Annotated in this window: 8 protein-coding genes; all 8 read left to right on the top strand. The window is 74.6% G+C overall.

What is annotated here, in order from left to right; translation table 11 throughout:
- Position 1 precedes the first annotated feature (1 nt).
- The 8 genes from ACIQZN_RS14990 to ACIQZN_RS14955 all read left to right on the top strand — a co-directional run bounded on the left by ACIQZN_RS14990 (position 2) and on the right by ACIQZN_RS14955 (position 18,465).
- On the top strand, positions 2-1,033 hold the full coding sequence (locus ACIQZN_RS14990) for a TauD/TfdA family dioxygenase (RefSeq protein WP_403992725.1): 1,032 nt from the start codon (positions 2-4) through the stop codon (positions 1,031-1,033).
- An 8-nt stretch (positions 1,034-1,041) separates the two neighbouring features.
- Positions 1,042-2,862 carry an amino acid adenylation domain-containing protein gene (locus ACIQZN_RS14985; RefSeq protein ID WP_403992722.1) on the top strand — a complete coding sequence of 607 codons (1,821 nt, stop codon included), beginning with the start codon at positions 1,042-1,044 and terminating at the stop codon, positions 2,860-2,862.
- Positions 2,863-2,924: 62 nt separating this feature from the next.
- A complete protein-coding gene (locus tag ACIQZN_RS14980; RefSeq protein ID WP_403992719.1) occupies positions 2,925-6,731 on the top strand; it encodes a condensation domain-containing protein in 3,807 nt (1,268 codons plus the stop codon).
- A 176-nt stretch (positions 6,732-6,907) separates the two neighbouring features.
- Positions 6,908-14,047: an amino acid adenylation domain-containing protein gene (locus ACIQZN_RS14975; RefSeq protein ID WP_403992716.1), complete on the top strand. Its 7,140-nt coding sequence runs from the start codon at positions 6,908-6,910 to the stop codon at positions 14,045-14,047.
- Positions 14,044-14,259, top strand: coding sequence for an MbtH family protein (locus ACIQZN_RS14970; protein ID WP_403992713.1), 216 nt, complete (start codon positions 14,044-14,046; stop codon positions 14,257-14,259). The genes ACIQZN_RS14975 and ACIQZN_RS14970 overlap by 4 nt, the downstream gene beginning before the upstream one ends.
- Positions 14,260-14,435: 176 nt before the next feature.
- A complete protein-coding gene (locus ACIQZN_RS14965) occupies positions 14,436-14,849 on the top strand; it encodes a cobalamin B12-binding domain-containing protein (RefSeq protein WP_403992710.1) in 414 nt (137 codons plus the stop codon).
- On the top strand, positions 14,846-17,173 hold the full coding sequence (locus tag ACIQZN_RS14960; RefSeq protein WP_403992707.1) for an amino acid--tRNA ligase-related protein: 2,328 nt from the start codon (positions 14,846-14,848) through the stop codon (positions 17,171-17,173). The genes ACIQZN_RS14965 and ACIQZN_RS14960 overlap by 4 nt, the downstream gene beginning before the upstream one ends.
- The gene (locus ACIQZN_RS14955; RefSeq protein WP_403992704.1) at positions 17,170-18,465 is read left to right on the top strand and encodes a glutamate synthase-related protein; all 1,296 of its coding nucleotides are present in this window, start codon (positions 17,170-17,172) and stop codon (positions 18,463-18,465) included. The genes ACIQZN_RS14960 and ACIQZN_RS14955 overlap by 4 nt, the downstream gene beginning before the upstream one ends.
- Positions 18,466-18,469 lie beyond the last annotated feature (4 nt).

Here is an 18,469-nt window from a genome sequence, read left to right as displayed (position 1 = left end):
CGTGACCGCTCTCGCCCAGCCGCCCGCCGCCGCCATCGCCCCCGTCCGGGAGCCCGGCAAGCCGGTGATCGTCCACGCGCCGGAGTTCGGCACCATGGCGGAGGCCACCGCGTGGCTGTCCGCCCAGCGGCCCGCGATCCAGGCCGAGTTGCACAGGTCCGGCGCGGTCATGCTGCGCGGCCTGCCCGTGCGCGACGCGGCGACGTTCGCCGAGGCGCGGGACGCGCTGGTCGCGGAGCGGGCCGGCTACAAGGAGAAGGCCACCCCGCGCACCGACTTCGGTGAGGGCGTGTTCTCGTCCACGGACCTGCCGGCCGTCCAGCCGATCCGGCTGCACAACGAGAACAGCTACACGCTGGACTTCCCCGGTGTGCTGCTCTTCGGCTGCGTCACCGCCCCCGAGACCGGCGGTGCGACGACGGTCGGTGACATGCGGGCGGCGCTCGCCAAGTTGCCGCCGGAGCTGACCGCGCGGTTCGCGGAGGCCGGCTGGCTGCTCGTACGCAACTACTCGGACCTGGCGGGCATGCCGTGGCGCAAGGCGTTCTCCTCGGAGGACCCGGCCGGTGCCGAGGAGTACTGCGACGCGCACGCCATCGGCTACGACTGGCTGGACGAGGACACCCTGCGTACGCGGCAGAGGCGTTCGGCGATCATCACGCACCCGGTGACCGGTGAGCGGGTCTGGTTCAACCACTTCGCGTTCTGGAACGCCCGCAGCCTGGACGAGGACGTCCGCGACGTGCTGGTCGAGACGTTCGGCGCGGACGGGCTGCCGTTCAACACCTTCCTCGGGGACGGCACCGCCCTCACCGACGCGGAGGTGGACGCGATCAACGACGCGTACCAGGCGGTCACCGTACGGGAGACCTGGCAGGCCGGTGACGTGATGCTCGTGGACAACATCCTCTGCGCGCACGGCCGCGAGGCGTTCACCGGCGACCGGAAGATCCTCGTCGCGATGGGTGAGCCGGTGCCGCTGTCCGACTGCTCCCCCGCCTCCGCCCCCTCGACCGACCTGTACGGAAAGTGAGCCCCGCCATGACCGCCGTACTCCCCGAGCGCGCGACCGCCCCCGCCCTCGCCCACCCGGCCGGCTGCCCCTGCGAGACGTGCACGGCCGCCGGGACCGGCGCGGCCGACCTGATGGCCCGGCTCGCGACCGTGCCCGGCAACCGCACCGCCGTGGTCGCCGGGGACCGAAAGCTGACATTTCATCAACTACGTATGCGCGCAGCCTCGTTCGCGGACGGGATCGCCCGGCTGGGTGCCGGTCCGGAGAGCGTCGTGGCGCTCTGCCTGCCGCGCGGGGCCGACCTGGTCACCGCCATCGTCGGCACCCTCACGGCGGGCGCCGCCTACCTGCCCGTGGACCCGGCGCTCCCCGAGGAGCGGCAGCGGCTGCTCCTCCAGGACTCCGGAGCCGACCTGGTGGTCACCGACGGCACCGGTCCCGCGCTTTCCGGTCCCCGGGCGGTCACGGTCGGCGAGCTGACCGGGCTCCCGGGCGGGGCGTTCGCGCCGGTACCGGTGGGGCCGGGGGCACTCGCGTACGTCATCTACACGTCCGGCTCCACGGGCCGGCCCAAGGGTGTGGAGATCGCGCGCGGTTCGGCCTCGCTGCTGCTGCGGGAGCTGGAGGACGCGGGTGCGGCGAGCGGTGAGGCGCGCCGGGTCGGGTGGAACGCGTCGCCGTCCTTCGACGCGTCGGTGCAGCAGTGGGTGCGGCTGTCGCGCGGGGACACGCTGGTGATGATGGACGAGGAGACCCGCCGCGACCCGGCCCTGCTGGCGGCCTTCGTCGACAAGCAGGGGCTCACGGATCTCGACATCACCCCGTCGCACGCCGAACCGCTCCTGGACCTGCTCACCCCGGACGGCGGCCCGCGCCCGCTGACGCTGCTCGTCGGCGGCGAGGCGATCGGCCCGACGCTCTGGGACCGGCTGGCCTCCGCGCACCGCACCGGCCTGCTGCGCGCGGTGAACGTGTACGGGCCCACCGAGTGCACGGTCGACGCGACGGCCGGCTGGATCGAGGAGCCGGGCGAGCCGCACATCGGTGCCGTGCTCCCGGGGCTGCGGATGCGGCTGCTCGACGCGCACCTGGCGCCGGTCGGGCCGGGTGAGGCCGGGGAGTTGTATCTCGCCGGGCCCCGGATCGCGCGCGGCTACCGGCGCAGCCCGCAGCTGACCGCCCAGCGGTTCGTCGCCGACCCGTTCGGCGCGCCGGGGGGCCGGATGTACCGCACCGGCGACCGCTGCCGGCTGCTGCCGGACGGGCGCCTCGTGCACCTCGGACGGCTCGACGGGCAGGTGAAGCTACGCGGCCACCGCATCGAGGTGCAGGAGATCGAGGCGACGCTGAGCCGGGCGGGCGCCACCGAGGCGGCGGTGGTCCTGGGCGAGGACGCGGGGGGCACCCCGTGCCTGATCGCCTACCACCGGGGCGGGGACGCCGCCGCGCTGCGCGAGGCCGTGGCGCGGGCGCTGCCCTCGTACATGACGCCGTCCGCGTTCGTCGCGGTCGACCGGTTCGCGACGACGCCCAGCGGCAAGCTGGACCGTGCCGCTCTGCCGGCGAGGATCGAGGCGGCAGAGCCGCCGAACGGAGATGCCGGGCTCGACGGGCGGGCGGAGGAGCTGATCGCCCGGGTGTGGGCGCAGGTCCTGGGTGCCGCGTCGATCGGCCCGGACGACAACTTCTTCAAGCTGGGCGGCCACTCGCTGCTCGCCATCAAGCTGGTCTCCCGCGTACGCGCCGAACTCGCCGTCGCGCTGCCGGTGAAGGCGGTCTACGCCCACCCGAGGCTGCGTGATCTCGCCGCCCACATCGAGGAGTTGACGGCCGCCAAGGATGGCTGACCGCCGCCTGTGCCCCGGCCCGCACTCCCGCCCGCCCCCGTCGTCCCCGAGGAGCAGCAACCGTGATCCCCCTCTCGTACGCCCAGCACCGGCTGTGGTTCCTGAACCGTCTCGAAGGGCCGTCGGCCGCGTACAACGCGCCCGTCGTGCTGCGCCTGGAGGCCACGCCCGACCGGCGTGCCCTGGAGGCGGCGGTCCGTGACGTGGTGGACCGCCACGAAGTGCTCCGCACGGTCTACAAGGCCGTGGACGGGGAGCCGTACCAGGAGGTCGTCGGCGATCCCGGCGTGCGCCTGGAGGTACGGGAGTGCGGGCCGGGCGACGACGTGGACGCGCTGGTCACCTCCTTCGTGCGGCTGCCGTTCGACGTCACGCGTGATCTGCCCCTGCGGGCCCGACTGTTCACGGTGCACGGCGGAAGTGCCGTGCTGGTGCTGCTCGTTCACCACATCGCGACCGACGGCTGGTCCGTCGGCTGCCTGCTCAACGACCTCGACCGCGCCTATACGGCCCGGTGCGAGGGCCGCGCGCCCGGGTGGGAACCCCTGCCCGTGCAGTACGCGGACTACACGCTGTGGCAGCGGGACATGCTCGGCGACCCCGCCGATCCCGAGAGCCTGGCCCACGAACAACTCACCTACTGGCGTGCGACCTTGGACGGCGCACCGGCCGCGACCCGGCTGCCCGCCGACCGCCCCCGCCCCTCCGAGCCGAGCCACCGGGGAGCGCTGGTCACCTCCCGCCTCTCCGCCCGCGCCCACAAGGCGCTCGCCGCGACCGCCCGCGCCCACCGCGCGACGTTCTTCATGACCGCTCGGGCCGCCCTCTGCGCCGCGTTGCAGGCGGCGGGGGCGGGGCCCGACGTGGTGGTGGGCACGCCCGTGGCGGGCCGGCCCGAGGAGGATCTGCACGACCTCGTCGGCTTCTTCGTCAACTCGCTCGCCCTGCGCGCCGATCTGTCCGACGACCCGGACCTCGGCACGCTGCTCGACCGGGTCCGCGAACGGGACCTGGCCGCGATGGCCCACGAGGATCTGCCGTTCGACCTGCTCGTCGAGGACCTCAACCCGGAACGGTCCCTCGGCCTGCACCCCGTCTTCCAGGTCATGCTGACCACGCAGACCGCGCAGGACACCACCTGCACCCTGGGGGCCGTATCCGGCACCCTCGACGCCGCGGACCTGGCCACCGCCAAGTTCGACCTGAGCTTCAACTGTGCCGAGACGTACGGCCCCGCCGGCGATCCCGCCGGGGTACTGCTCGGCCTCCAGTACGCGACCGACCTGTACGACGAGGAGACGGCACGCCTGCTCCTCACCCTGTTCCACCGCGCGCTGACCGCGTACGCGGAACAGCCGGCCGGCACACCCCTCAGCCGGACCGGCCTGCTCACCGCCTCGGACCGCGAGGCGATCGACCGCCGTCACGAGGCCCTGACCCGGGCCGAACAGCGGACCGCCGCCACCCCGGGCGACCGCGACGGCGAGAACCGGCGCGCCTCCACCGCCGACCCCCGGGAGGAGATCCTTCGCGGCCTGTTCGCGGAGGTGCTGGGCCGGGACGACGTCGGCCCGGACGACAGCTTCTTCAAGCTGGGCGGCCACTCGCTGCTGGCCGGGAAGCTGACCAACCGCATCCGCAAGGCGCTCGGCGTCCAGGCCGCCATCCGCGACGTGTTCCTGGCGCCCACCCCCGTCCGGCTGCTGCGGCGCCTCGCGGAACAGGGCGACGGACCGGTCCGGCCGCCGCTGCGCCCGGTGCCCGCCGCGCTGCGCCCGAAGCGGCTCCCGCTGTCCGCTGCGCAGCAACGACTTTGGTTCGTCGGCCAGTTGGAGGGACCGAGTGCGACCTACAACATCCCGGTGGTGACCCGGCTGCGCCGCCCGGTCGAGCCTGCCGCCTTCCGCGCCGCGCTCGCCGATGTCGTACGGCGGCACGAGGTGCTGCGCACGGTGCACCGGTCGGCGGACGGGGAGCCGTACCAGGAGGTGCTGACGCACGCCGAGCCCGTGCTCGATGTGGTGCGGACGGACGGGCCGGAGGAGCTGCGGGCGGCCGTGGACGCCGCCGCCGGGTACGTGTTCGACCTCGCCGCGGAGATCCCGTTCCGGGCGTGGCTCCTGGAGGAGGGTGACGGAGGCCAGGTGCTGGTGCTGCTGGTGCACCACATCGCCGGGGACGGCTGGTCCACCGGCTGCCTGCTCACCGACCTGGACCGGGCCTACCGGGCCAGGTGCGAAGGCCGGGCACCCGGGTGGCAGCCGCTTCCCGTCCAGTACGCCGACTACACCTTGTGGCAGCACGAGTTGCTGGACGGTGAGCACGGGGTGGCCGGTGAGCAGCTGGCGTACTGGCGCACCGCGCTCGACGGGATGCCGCCGCTGCTCGCGCTGCCCACCGACCGGCCGCGCAGGCCGGAGCCGGACGGGCGGGGCGCGCTCGCGCAGTTCGAGGTGGGCGCGGAGACCCACCGGGCGCTGCTGCGGTGTGCCCGGGAGAACGGCGTCACCCTGTTCATGGTGGTGCAAGCCGCGCTCGCCGCGCTGCTGACCCGGCACGGGGCCGGTGACGACCTGGCCATCGGCACCACCGTGGCCGGCCGGGGCGACGAGGCGCTGCACCCGCTCGTCGGGTTCTTCGTGAACACGCTGGTGCTGCGTACGGACACCTCGGGCGACCCGGCCTTCACCGAGCTGGTGCGCCGGGTCCGCGACGGGGGCCTCGGCGCGTACAGCAACCAGGACCTGCCGTTCGACCGGCTCGTGGAGCACCTGAGCCCGCACCGCTCGTCCGCGCACGCCCCGCTCGTCCAGGTGATGCTCCAGGTGCACGCGGCGGGCGCGGCCGACGCCTCCGCGGCCCCGTCCGCGCTGGACGGCGAGCCGGTGGCGTTCCGGGGCGCGGGCGCCAAGTCGGACCTGACGTTCGCGCTCACCGAGACGGTGGGCCCGGACGGCGAGCGGACCGGGCTGCGGGGCGTCCTGGAGTACGCCACGGCCCTGTACGACGCGGAGACCGCCCGGCTGCTGGTCCGGCGCCTCGCGGAGACGCTGGACGCGTGCGCGGCGGACCCGGGCGCGCCGCTCTCCGCGCTGGGCGACGGGCGGCCCGCGCCGGGCGGCCCGGAGGTGGTCCTCGACGCGCAGGGCCGCCGGGCCCCGGTCCGCGTACCGGGCGAGGTGCACGAGCCGGGGCCGGACGGTGGGCTGCGTGCCACCGGGCGGCGGGCGTACCGGGGTGCGGACGGGGCGCTGCGGCCCGTGGCCGTCCAGTCCGTGAACGGTTATCCGGTGGAGCCCGGTCAGGTGGAGGGCGTCCTCACCCGTCATCCGGCGGTGACCGGGGCGCGGGTCCTCGTGCGCGACGGGCGGCTGCTGGTCTTCGTGACCTGCGCCCCGGGGACGCCGCCCGCCGAGAGCGCGTTGCGCGCCTGGGCCGCCGAGCGGCTGCCGGAGTATCTGGCGCCGGCCCGGGTGGTGCGGGCGGCCTGGCTGCCCGCACCGGGCGAGGACCCGGCGGACCTGTCCGAGGAGGACACCGCGACCGCCGCCCCGATGGGCGGGGCGGACGCGGACGGGCGGCTTCTCGGGATCTTCCGGGACGTGCTGGGCGGGCGGGATGTCGGGGCGGACGACAACTTCTTCAAGTCCGGCGGGCACTCGCTGCTGGCGGTGCGTCTGCTGAACCGGATTCGCTCGGAGTTCGGCCAGGACCTGACGTTGCGCGATGTGTTCCGCAACCCGACGGCGGCGACGCTCTCCCGGCGGCTCGCCGGGGCCGTGGCGGACGCGATCGAGCCGGAGGACGCCGGCCCGGTGGCCGCCCCGACGCTGCGCCGCCGGACCCGGGCGGGCGCGCGGCGGGGTTGATCCGGCCGGGCGGGCGGGGGTGCGGAGCGGCAGCTCCGTACCCCCGTTTCTGCCGCCCGGAGCTGCCGGGCGGACTGCCGAGAGGGGCGGTCGGGGGCGCCTAGCGTGAAGGGCACGGAGGCGAGAGGAACCGTTCGCCCCGGTCTCTCGGCGCCCCAGACGGAGGAAACCCCAGGATGCCCCCCATCAGAACGGACGACCTGCTCGACGGCGGCCCCTCTCCCTCGCCCGCCCCGCCGGTGCTCGACCTCATCGCCCACCAGGCGCGCATCCGGCCCGACGCGGTCGCCCTGGTCCATGACACCACCCGGCTGACCTACGCGGAACTCGCGGACGCCGTAAGCGGACGGGCCCTGGTCCTCTCCGCCGAGGGCGCCGCCCCCGGCCGCCTCGTCGCCCTCCACCGCCCGCGCGGGATCGACGCGATCGTCGGTCTGCTCGCGGTCCTGAGCACCGGCGCCGCCTACCTCCCGCTCGACATCCAGGCCCCCGACGCCCGGAACGCGGCCATCCTGGAGGACAGTTGCGGCGACCTGGCGCCCACACCCGCCGAGGTGGCCGCCGCCGGTGAACTGGTCCTGCCCGGTCCGGGCGCACCGGCCGGGGCGGCCTACGTGATCTACACCTCCGGGTCCACGGGCACGCCCAACGGCGTTGTCGTCACCCATGATTCGCTCGCGCACTTCATCGCGGGCGCCGTCCCCGCGTACGGCATCGGCCCCGCATCCCGGGTCCTCCAGTTCTCGCCGCTGCACTTCGACGCGAGCGTGCAGGAGGTGTTCGCCACGCTGGGTGCGGGCGGGACACTGGTGCTGCGTACGGACGACATGCTGGACGTACGCGATCTGCTCGCCGGCTGCGCGCGGCACGGGATCACGGTGCTCGACCTGCCGGCCGCGTACTGGCACGAACTGGTCCACGTCCTCAGTACCGGCGCCGTGAACCTGCCCGGCTGCCTGGACACGGTGATCATCTACGGGGAGGCGGCGCTTCCGGAGCGGGTCGCCCAGTGGCGGGAGCCGGCCGGGGATCGGGTGCGGCTGCTGAACGCGTACGGCCCCACGGAGACCACGGTGGTCGCGACGGTCGCCGACCTGACCCGGCACGGGGACGGTCCGGTGCCGATCGGGCGGCCGCTGCCCGGGGTCCGGGCGGCCGTCGTCGGCGGTGAACTGTGGCTGCTCGGCGGTGGGTTGTCGTACGGCTATCTGAGCAACCCGGCGCTGAACGCCCGCCGCTTCACCGAGCTGGACGGGGAGCGCGCCTACCGGACCGGGGACCTCGTCACGATCGGCGAGGACCGGCAGATCCTGTACCACGGGCGGCTGGACGACGAGGTGAAGATCGGCGGACAGCGCATCGACCCCGCCGCGATCGACTCGGTCCTTTCGGCGCATCCGAAGGTCCGCGAAGCCGCCGTCGTCGCCCAGCAGGACGCGGACGGGGTCAAGCGGCTCGTCGCCTTCGTCGTCACCGAGGGCGGGGTGTCGGCCGAAGAGTTGCGCGGCCTGGTGCGCGAGCGCATGCCGGCCGCCGCCGTGCCCGCGGCCGTGGGGATCGTCGCCGCGCTGCCCCGTACCAGCTCCGGGAAGATCAACCGCAAGGCGCTGCGGACCACGGACCCGCGTCTTTCGGTGGTCCACGAGGAGCCGTTGCCCGCCGAGGACCGGGTGCCGCTCTCGCACGCGCAGCGCCGGCTGTGGCTGCTGGACCAGCTGGACGGCCCGTCCTGCGCGTACAACATGCCGATCGTGCTGGAGCTGGACGGGGTGCCCGACCGAGCGGCGCTGGCCGCCGCGGTCACGGATCTCGCCGAGCGGCACGAGGTGCTGCGGACCGTGTTCCTGGCCCCGGAGGACGAGCCGTACCAGCATGTGCTGGCCGCGTCGGTGGTGCGGGCGCGTACGGTCGAGTGCCCGGCCGGTGAGCTACGGGAACGGGTCGCGGACTTCGTATCCGAGACGTTCGACCTGGCGCGGGAACTGCCGTTGCGCGTCGCGCTGTTCGTGCCGGACGGGGGCGAGGGTCCGGCGGCGGTGCTGGCGGTGCTGCTGCACCATGTGGCGGGCGACGGCTGGTCGCTGGCGCCGCTGATGAACGACCTGGCCACCGCGTACGCCGCCCGTATCGAGGGGCGTACGCCGGGGCAGGAGCCGCTTCCCGTCCAGTACGCCGACTACACCCTCTGGCAGCACGACGTCCTCGGAACGCCGGACGACCCGGACTCCGCCGTGGCGCGCGGGCTCGCCCACTGGCGTGCCGCGCTGGACGGGCTGCCGGCCGTCACCGATCTGCCGCTGGACCGGCCGCGCCCGGCCGTGCCGGATCACCGGGGCGGTGTGGTCGCCACGCGCCTCGGCCCGGACGCGCACACCCGGCTCGCCCTGCTGGCCGACGCGCACGGGGCGAGCATGCTGATGGTGGTCCAGGCCGCGCTGGCCCTCGCGCTGCGGGCGGCGGGCTGCGGGGAGCGGGTGGCCGTGGGCACGCCGGTCGCGGGGCGGGACGACGAGGCGCTGGGCGCGCTCGTCGGCTTCTTCGTCAACACGCTGGTCCTGCCGACCGACACATCGGGTGACCCGGCGTTCGCCGAACTGCTGGAGCGGGTACGCGACACGGACCTGGGCGCCTACGAGCACCAAGGCCTCCCCTTCGACCTGCTGGTGGAGCATCTGAACCCGCCGCGCACACCTGGGGTGCACCCGCTCTTCCAGACGATGCTGACCCTGCGCACCGCGGGACCCGACGACGCCCCCTTCGCGTTCGGCGCGCTCACCGGCCGCTTCCGGGCGGAGGGCCCCGCGACCACCAAGTTCGACCTGACCGCCGCGTGCGTGGAGCACCGCACCGCCGACGGCACGCCCGACGGCCTCGAACTCGGCCTGGAGTACGCGCGTGACGTCCTCGACGAGGACACCGCCCGCCTCCTCCTCGGCGCCCTGGAACGCGCCCTGCGTACGGCCGCCGAACGGCCCGGGGCGCCCGTCTCCGACACCGTGCTGCTGGCCGACGAGGAGCGCCTGGCCCTCGCCGGGCGCCGTGAGCGGGTCGCGGCCCTCGCCGCCCGGCAGGCCGCCGACGCCGAGGCGGCACGGGCGGGCGGCGCACCGGACGCGGAGCACGTGGGCACCCTGCGGGAGATGTTCGCGGAGATCCTGGGGCTGGACGAGGTCGGCCCGGACGAGGGGTTCTTCACCATCGGCGGCCACTCGATGAGCGGGGTGCGGCTCGCCAACCGGATCAGGGCCCGCCTGGGCGTCGACGTCCATGTCCGGGACCTGCTGCTCGCCCCGACCCCGGCCGCCCTGGCCCGCCGCATCGCGGAGCACCGGGCCACCGGGGCCGAGGGGCCCGCGCTGGTCCGCCGCACGGAGCGGCCGGAGCGCCTGCCGCTGTCCCGGGCGCAGCGCCGGCTCTGGTTCATCGACGCGCTGGAGGGGCCCGGCGCCTCGTACAACATCCCGCTGGTACTGCGTCCGGACGAGCCGCTGGACGCCGATGTCCTGGGCCGTGCCCTGGCCGACCTGGTCGAGCGCCACGAGGTGCTGCGGACCCGGTGTCCTTCGGTCGACGGGGAGCCGTACCAGGAGATCGTGGCGGACGCGCGGCCGGTGCTCGACGTACGGACGGTCCCGGCCGGGCGGTTCCGGGCGGCGGTCGCCTCGGCCGCCGGGCATGTCTTCGACCTCGCCGGGGAACTCCCGCTGCGGGCCGCGCTGCTCACCCCGGACGACGGCGGCGGCCAGGTCCTCGTCGTGCTCGTCCACCACATCGCCGCCGACGGCTGGTCGACGGGGCCGCTGCTCGCGGACCTGGGCGCCGCCTACGCCGCCCGCGCCGAGGGCCGCGCGCCGGGCTGGGCGCCGCTTCCCGTCCAGTACGCGGACTACACGCTCTGGCAGCAGGAACTTCTCGACGGAGCGGCGGCGCATGACCACCTCGCCTTCTGGGAACGGGCCCTGGCCGACGCGCCGCCCGTCCTCGAACTGCCCGCCGCCCGGCCCCGCCCCGCCGAGGCCACCCACCGGGGCGGCCACGCGCCGCTCACCGTCGACGCGGCCACCCATGAGGCCCTGGAGGAGCTGGCCCGGCGCCACGGCGCGACGCTGTTCATGGTGCTGCAAGCCGCTCTCGCCGCCGTCCTCACCCGGCACGGGGCCGGCACCGATCTGCCGCTGGCCACCATGACGGCCGGGCGCGACGACGAGGCGCTGAGCGATCTGGTCGGCTTCTTCGTCAACACACTGGTCCTGCGCACCGACACATCGGGTGACCCGGAGTTCACCGAGCTGCTGGGGCGGGTACGCGACACGGACCTCGCGGCCTACGCCCATCAGCGGCTCCCCTTCGACCGGATCGTGGAACACCTCAACCCGGCCCGCTCCACCGCCCATCACCCGCTGGCCCAGTTCGTCGTACAGCTCCACCACGACTACACGGCCGACCATGCCGAGGGGCCGCTGCTCCGGGCCGAACCGGCGCCGCTGGAAAAGCTGTCCACCAAGTTCGACCTGACCCTCGCCCTGTGGGAGCGGAAGGACGGAGCGGGGCGGCCGGCCGGTCTGGCGGGCGGCCTCGAATACGCCACCGACCTGTTCGACGCCGCCACCGCCGGCCTGCTCGCCGCCCACGTCGGCCGTCTGCTGCACACCGTCGCCGCCGATCCGGGGGTACGGATCGGGGCGGTGGACCTGCTCACCGACGCCGAGCGGTTCCGGCTGGTCGCGGAGTACAACGACACGGCCACCGTGACCCGCGACCGGGCCCCCGTCCACGAGGCCATCGCCCGCCGGGCCGCGCTCACGCCGGAGGCGCCCGCGCTGATCACCGGTGCGGAGACCCTCGGCTACGGCGAGCTCGACGCCCGCGCCGACGCGCTGGCCGCCCGGCTGTGCGCGGCCGGGGTGCGCAGGGGCGACACCGTCGGGGTGCTGCTGGAACGCGGTGCGCCGCTGGTGGTCACCGCGCTCGCGGTCCTCAAGTGCGGTGCCGCGTATGTGCCGTTGGACCCGGCGCTGCCCGGGGCCCGGATCGCGCTGATGGTCCAGGACGCGGGCGTCCGCCTCGTCGCGACCGACACCGGGCAGGCGGGCGCGGTGCCGGAGCAGGAGGTCTCCGTACCGGTCCTCCTGACCGACGCGCCCGCCGAGGACGCCCCAGAGGCGGACCGCGCGGCCGTGGCGGTCGACGGGGACGACCTGATGTACGTGATGTTCACGTCCGGGTCGACCGGCCGCCCGAAGGGCGTCGGCGTCACCCACCGCAATGTGACCGAGCTCGCCGCCGACCGCGACACCACCGCCGGCGGCCCCCACCGGATGCTGGTCCACTCCGCGACCGGTTTCGACGCCTCGGTGTTCGAGATGTGGGTGCCGCTCCTCAACGGCGGCAGCCTGGTCCTGATGCGCGGCGACGGCACCGACCTGGCGGAGACCGCCCGCGCGGTCCGCGCACACGGCGTCACCGCCGCCTACTTCACCGTCGGCCTGTTCCATGTGATGGCCGACGAGGCGCTGGACACGCTGCGGCTGCTGCGCGAGGTGTGGACGGGCGGCGATGTCCTCTCGCCCACCGCCGTGCAACGGGTCCTGACGGACTGCCCGGACACCGTCCTCGTCCACTCCTACGGCCCCACCGAGACGACGTTCGCCTCGCACAACCAGTGGCTCACCGGCGGCCGGGGCTCGCTCGGCGGGTCCGGGCTGCACCTGGGCCGCCCCATGGACAACACCCGCAGCCACGTCCTGGACGCGGCGCTGCGGCCCGTGCCGCCGGGCGTGCCCGGTGAGTTGTACATCGCCGGTACGCATGTGGCGCGCGGGTACACCGGGCGCCCGGACCTGACGGCCGAGCGGTTCGTGCCCGATCCGTTCGAGGCGGACGGCAGCCGGATGTACCGGACCGGCGACCGGGTCGTGTGGACGCCGGAGGGCGAACTGCGGTTCCTGGGGCGGGCGGACGGCCAGGTCAAGCTGCGCGGGGTGCGGATCGAGCCGGGTGAGGTGGAGCACGCGCTCGCCGCGCACCCCTCGGTCGGGCAGGCGCTCGCCGTCGTACGCGAGGACCGGCCGGGCGAGCGGAGCCTCGTCGGGTACGTGGTGCCGCGCTCCGGGTCCGAGGCGACCGGGGCGTCCGAGGTCACGGGGGCGGACGTCCTCGCCCTGGCCCGTACCGCGCTGCCCGCCCATCTGGTGCCCTCGGCGGTCATCGTCCTGGACGCCGTGCCGCTGACCGTCAACGGGAAGCCCGACCGCCGGGCGCTGCCCGCGCCGGACCGGCCGGCCGCCGAGCACCGGGCGCCGCGCAACGCCCGGGAAGAGGTGCTGTGCGGGCTGTTCGCCGAGATCCTGGGCGCGTCCCGGGTCGGTCTGGACGACAACTTCTTCACGCTGGGCGGGCATTCGCTGCTCGGTGTGCGCCTGGTGAGCCGGGTGCGCTCGGTCCTCGGCATCGACCGGACGGTCCGGGACCTGTTCCGCGCCCCGACCCCGGCCGGGCTGCTCGGCGCGCAGGACCCGGACGGGACGGCCGGCGCGATGGGCGTCCTGCTGCCGCTGAACACCCGGGGCAGCCGCCGCCCGCTGTTCTGCGTGCACCCGGGGACCGGGGTCGGCTGGTCGTACGCCGGCCTGGCCCGGCACCTCGGGGACGACCAGCCGCTGTACGCCCTCCAGGCCCGTGCGCTGAGCGAGCCCGGCCACCTCCCGCGCACCGTCGAGGAGATGGCCGACGACTACCTGGAGCGCATCCGGCAGGTCCAGCCCTGGGGCCCGTACCGGCTGCTCGGCTGGTCCTTCGGCGGGATCGTCGCCCACACCATGGCCGTCCGGCTCCGCGCGGCCGGTCAGCGCGTCGAACTGCTCGCGCTGATGGACGTCCACCAGACCGGGCCGGGCAGCGTGTCCGTGCTCCCGGCGCCGGAGCGGGAGGCGGCGCCCGACGAGGACGCGCCGCCGGAGGCGGTGGACCCGGTGCTCGACGGTTTCAGCGCCGAGGAGATACGGGCGGTGGCGCGGGCCTCCGAGACCCATGCGGCCCTCATGGCGCGGCACACGCCCGAGGTCGCGGACACCGGCGCGGTCTTCTTCACCGCCCGCCGTCCCGGCGAACCGGAAGGTGCGCTGGCCGCCACCTGGAATCCGTATCTGACCGGCCCGGTCGAGAATCACACCGTTGATTCCACGCATCTCCGGATGGCCGAGGAAGAACCTCTCGCACACATCGGAAATGTCATCGCGGAGAAACTCTCCGCACTACAGGAGAAAAGCCTGCGGGAAATCAGCCTGCGGGAAAACGAGACGAGGAGTTATTCATGAGCGACATCGCGAACCCCTTCGACGACGCCGAGGGCTCCTTCCACGTCGTGGTGAACGACGAGGGCCAGCACTCCCTGTGGCCGGCCTTCGCGAACATCCCGGCAGGCTGGGAGGGTGTCTGGGGGCCCGGTAACCGCTCCGAGGCCCTGGAGTACATCACCGCGCACTGGACCGACATCCGCCCCCGGAGCCTGGTCGCCCAGTACGCCTGACCGGCCGCAGCGCCCCTGCCGTGCCCCCGCAGCTCGTGCGGGGGCACGGCATTTCCGTATGCCCGCCGGCCACCTTTCCCGGAAAGCCCGGAAAGGGGAAACTGCCGCCCGTTCCTGCCGCTCGACTTCCGCCTCTACTTCCGCCCGGAAGGGGTCCGGAAAAATAATATCGAGGCATGAAGATACTCCTGAGCGGAACCGCTTCGGACTCCCATACCTGGAACCTCGTGTATCTCGGGCTGTTCCTGGAGGAGCGGGGGCACGACGTCGTCGCGCTGGGCCCCTGCGTGAGTCCCCGTCTGCTCACGGCCGCCTGTCGCCGGCATGCCCCCGACGCGGTCGTGCTCAGCAGCGTCAACGGCCACGGCTACCGGGACGCGCTCGCCGCCGTGCGCGCGCTGCGGGCCGAACCGGAGCTGGCCGCCCTGCCGGTGGCGGTCGGCGGCAAGCTGGGCACGGCCGGCCACTCCCGGGAGGACGAGGCGGCCCGGCTGCGCGCGGCGGGCTGCGACGCCGTCCTCGGCGACGGGGCCGGCGACCTGGACACCCTGTGCGCGTTCCTCGCGGCCCCCGCCCGGGTGGGGGCATGACCGCCGCCGCGCCGCGCCCGTTCGGTGCGTTCGTCGCGGCATCGGCCGCCGCCGGACGGCTGGTGGTCCAGCCCCGTATGGGCTTCGGCGATCCGCACGCCATGCGTACGGGGCTTGAGCGGACCCGGGCCGCCACGGCCACGACCGTCGGCACGCTCACCATCGACAGCTACACCCGTGTCGGCGACCTCGCGGGCGCCCGTGCCGCGCTCACCGAGGGCGCCGGGCTCAACGGCTACCCGATCGCCACGCACCCGCTCGCCGTCACCCGCGCCCTGCTCGACGGGGTGCACGACGACGGCTTCCCGGTCCAGGTCCGCCACGGCTCCGCCCGCCCGCAGGCCATCGTCCGGGCCCTGCTCGCCGCCGGCCTCGACGCGACCGAGGGCGGGCCCGTCTCCTACTGCCTGCCGTACGGCCGCACCCCGCTGCGCGAGTCCGTCGCCGCCTGGGCCGAGGGCTGCGAACTCCTCGCCGGGCACGCCCGCTCCGGTTCCGTGCCGCATCTCGAAAGCTTCGGCGGCTGCCTGCTCGGCCAGCTCTGCCCGCCCGGTCTGCTCGTCGCGATGAGCGTGCTGGAATGCCTGTTCTTCGCCCAGCACGGGGTGCGCAGCATCTCGTTGAGCTACGCGCAGCAGACGGACCCGGGCCAGGACGAGGAGGCGATACGGGCTCTGCGCCGGCTGGCCGGTGAGCTGCTGCCGGCGGGCGTCGACCACCACGTCGTCCTCTACACCTACATGGGCGTCTACCCGCGCACCGAGCGCGGGGCGACCCGGTTGCTCGAAGCGTCGGCGCGGCTCGCGGTACGGGCCGGTGCGGACCGGCTCCTCGTCAAGACGACCGCCGAGTCCCGCCGTATCCCGACCGTCGCGGAGAACGTCCGCGCCCTGGAGACCGCCGCCGCGGCCGCCGCGCTCGCCGGTCCGCCGCTGCCCATGGACCGCGACGACTCCGAGGTGTACGCGGAAGCCCGGGCCCTGGTGGAGGCCGTGCTCGGGCTCCACCCCGACCTGGCCCGCGCGCTGCCCGCCGCCTTCGAACGCGGCCTGCTCGACGTGCCGTTCTGCCTCCACCCCGACAACGCGGGCCGCTCCCGCAGCGTCATCGGCGCGGACGGGCGGCTGCGCTGGTCGGACACCGGCGCGATGCCGGTCCGCCCCGACGCCCCGGCCGATCTGGCGCCGCTCACCGCGCATGGCCTCCTCACCGCCCTGAACCACATGGCCGACCGCTACGACCGGCCGCCGGACGACCTCGTGACCACGTACCGACCACGCACCGCCACCCCTCACCACCGCCACGAACAGGAGCCCGTCATGGACCACGCCCCGCAGCCCGCAGGACCCGCCCTGCCGCCCCCGCTCGGCGAGCACCTGCGCTCCCCGCGGCTGCGCGCCGCCATGCTCGTCCAGCAGGAGGCGCTGTGGGCGGCCCGCGACTTCCTGCGACGGTCGGGCTTCACGGAGCTGCTGCCCCCGCTCGTCGGACCCGTCACCGACCCGGGGGGCCGGGGTGCCAAGGCGCTGGACGTCGACTACTACGGGCGCCCGTACAAGCTGATGACCAGTGCCATCCTGTACAAGCAGGCTTCGCTGCACGGCTTCCCGAAGCTGTTCTACATCGCGCCCAACGTGCGCGTGGAGCCGGAGGAGACCGCCACCACGGGCCGCCATCTGGTCGAGTTCCACCAGATCGACGTCGAGATCGCCGGGGCGAGCCGCGAGGACGCCCAGGAGGTCGCCGCCGGGCTCCTCACCCATGTCGCCGAGCACGTGTGGACCGCCGCGCCCGGTGTCCTCGCCGAACTGGGCCGCCACGAGGCCGACTTCGCGGACGTCCGCAGCGGCAAGTACGACGTGTGCACCCATCAGGAGGCCGTTTCACGGCTCCTGACGGCCGGTCACCCGCAGAGCCCCGACAGCGAGATCGACTGGACCGGGGAACGGCTCCTCTCCCTGGAGAGCGACCGGCCGTTCTTCATCAACGACTACCCGAAGGGCTCGCGCGGCTTCTACGACCGCGAGGACCCCGAACGCCCGGGAGTGCTCCGCAACTTCGATCTGATCGCCCCGCACGGCTACGGCGAGCTGGTCTCGGGCAGCGAGCGCGAGTCGGACTACGCGACCATCGTCACGCGGATGCGCGAGAGCGGCGAGAACCCCGCCAAGTACGCCTGGTATCTGAAGGAGGCCCGCGAGGGCATCCCGGCCAGCGCCGGCTTCGGGATGGGCCTTCAGCGCCTCGTCCGCTTCCTCACCGGACTGGACTCGCTGTGGCAGGTCAGCGCCTACCCGAAGCTCCCCGGGGTGGTGGCCCCGTGAGCGCCCTGACCTCCCCCGGCCTCCCCGAGCGCGCGATCCGCGCCCGCGCCCGGCGCGGCACCGCCGAGGTGTTTCCCGACCCCGGCTCGTACGGGGGAGAGCTCCACGGCCCCGGGTCCGCCGCCGGTACGGACGCGCTCGACCGGGCCAGGATCGTACCGCCCGTCTTCATGCCGGAGCGGCTGGAGAAGCTGATCGCCCTCGCCCGCGAACCGGAGTTCGGCGATGTCGAACTGGGCGTCAGGACCGGCGGGTTCACCGCCGCGCTGCCCCTGTACCTGTCGGCCTTCGGTTCGACCCGGGCGGGCAGCGGCGATCTGGCCGTGCAGGCGTCCCGGCAGGCCGGCCGCCTCGGCATCCCCATGGTCATCGGCGAGAACATGGTGCCCGTGCACGGCTACCGGCGCGGCGGTGACGCCGCCCGCTCCGCGCTCCTCGCGCGCATCGAGGCGTATCTCGACGCGGCGCCCGAGGGGGTCGGCGGGATCGTCGTCCAGCAGTCCACCGAGGACGCCGACTCGGAGGTCTGGAACCTCCTCTACAGCGACCCCGCCACCCGGCCGCTGCTCGAATCCGGGCGCCTGGCCTTCGAGTTGAAAACCGGCCAGGGCGCCAAGCCGGGGCTGGGCGGCATGACCGTCGTCGGGGGCGCGGAGGCGGCCCGGCTGGCGGACCGCTTCACGGTCACCGAGGCGTTCGGCGCGGACGACGAGCGCCGACTGCGCTGCGCCACGCCGGGCACCTTCACCGACGAGATCCTGCGCCAGCAGCTGCGCTTCATGCGGAACAACTTCCCCAAGGCCCGTACGTGGGTGAAGTTCCACCCGGGCCGCGACATCGCGCACGCCGCCCGCACCGCCTGGGCGGCCGGGGCGGACGCCGTCACCGTGGACGGAGCGGAGGGCGGCACCGGCTGGGCGCCCCGGGTCTTCCTGGACCAGGTCGGTCTGCCGCTCGCGGAGTGCCTGCGCCGGATCGGGCGGCCCGGGGGCTGCCTGCTCGCGAGCGGCGGGATGTGGGAGGGCGGCCGCGCCCTGCGCGCCCTCGCCCTGGGCGCCACGGCGGTCGGTCTCGGCCGCGCCGCGCTGGTCGCCGTGGACGAGGACCCGGAACACGGCCTGGTACGGCTCGCCGAGAGCATCGCGCTCGAACTGCGGCTGCTTGTCAGCGCGTTGGGCAAGTACGAGGTGGGCGCGCTGGGCCCCGAGGACCTGTGGTGGCCGGACGGCGGCCCCTTCGACACCGGAGCCCCGCTGCCCGCCGACCCGGCGGCCGCCGGAGCGACGCCGTGAACGG

The organism is Streptomyces sp. NPDC097595, from assembly GCF_044761525.1.
Lineage (GTDB): Bacteria > Actinomycetota > Actinomycetes > Streptomycetales > Streptomycetaceae > Streptomyces > Streptomyces drozdowiczii_A.
This window is presented reverse-complemented; position numbering and strand designations above follow the sequence as displayed.

Excerpts from the sequence above, each read along its gene's own strand:
- ACIQZN_RS14985 (WP_403992722.1), top strand. The coding sequence starts at position 1,042 with ATGACCGCCGTACTCCCCGAGCGCGCGACCGCCCCCGCCCTCGCCCAC.
- ACIQZN_RS14975 (WP_403992716.1), top strand. The coding sequence starts at position 6,908 with ATGCCCCCCATCAGAACGGACGACCTGCTCGACGGCGGCCCCTCTCCC.
- ACIQZN_RS14970 (WP_403992713.1), top strand. The coding sequence starts at position 14,044 with ATGAGCGACATCGCGAACCCCTTCGACGACGCCGAGGGCTCCTTCCAC.
- ACIQZN_RS14965 (WP_403992710.1), top strand. The coding sequence starts at position 14,436 with ATGAAGATACTCCTGAGCGGAACCGCTTCGGACTCCCATACCTGGAAC.
- ACIQZN_RS14960 (WP_403992707.1), top strand. The coding sequence starts at position 14,846 with ATGACCGCCGCCGCGCCGCGCCCGTTCGGTGCGTTCGTCGCGGCATCG.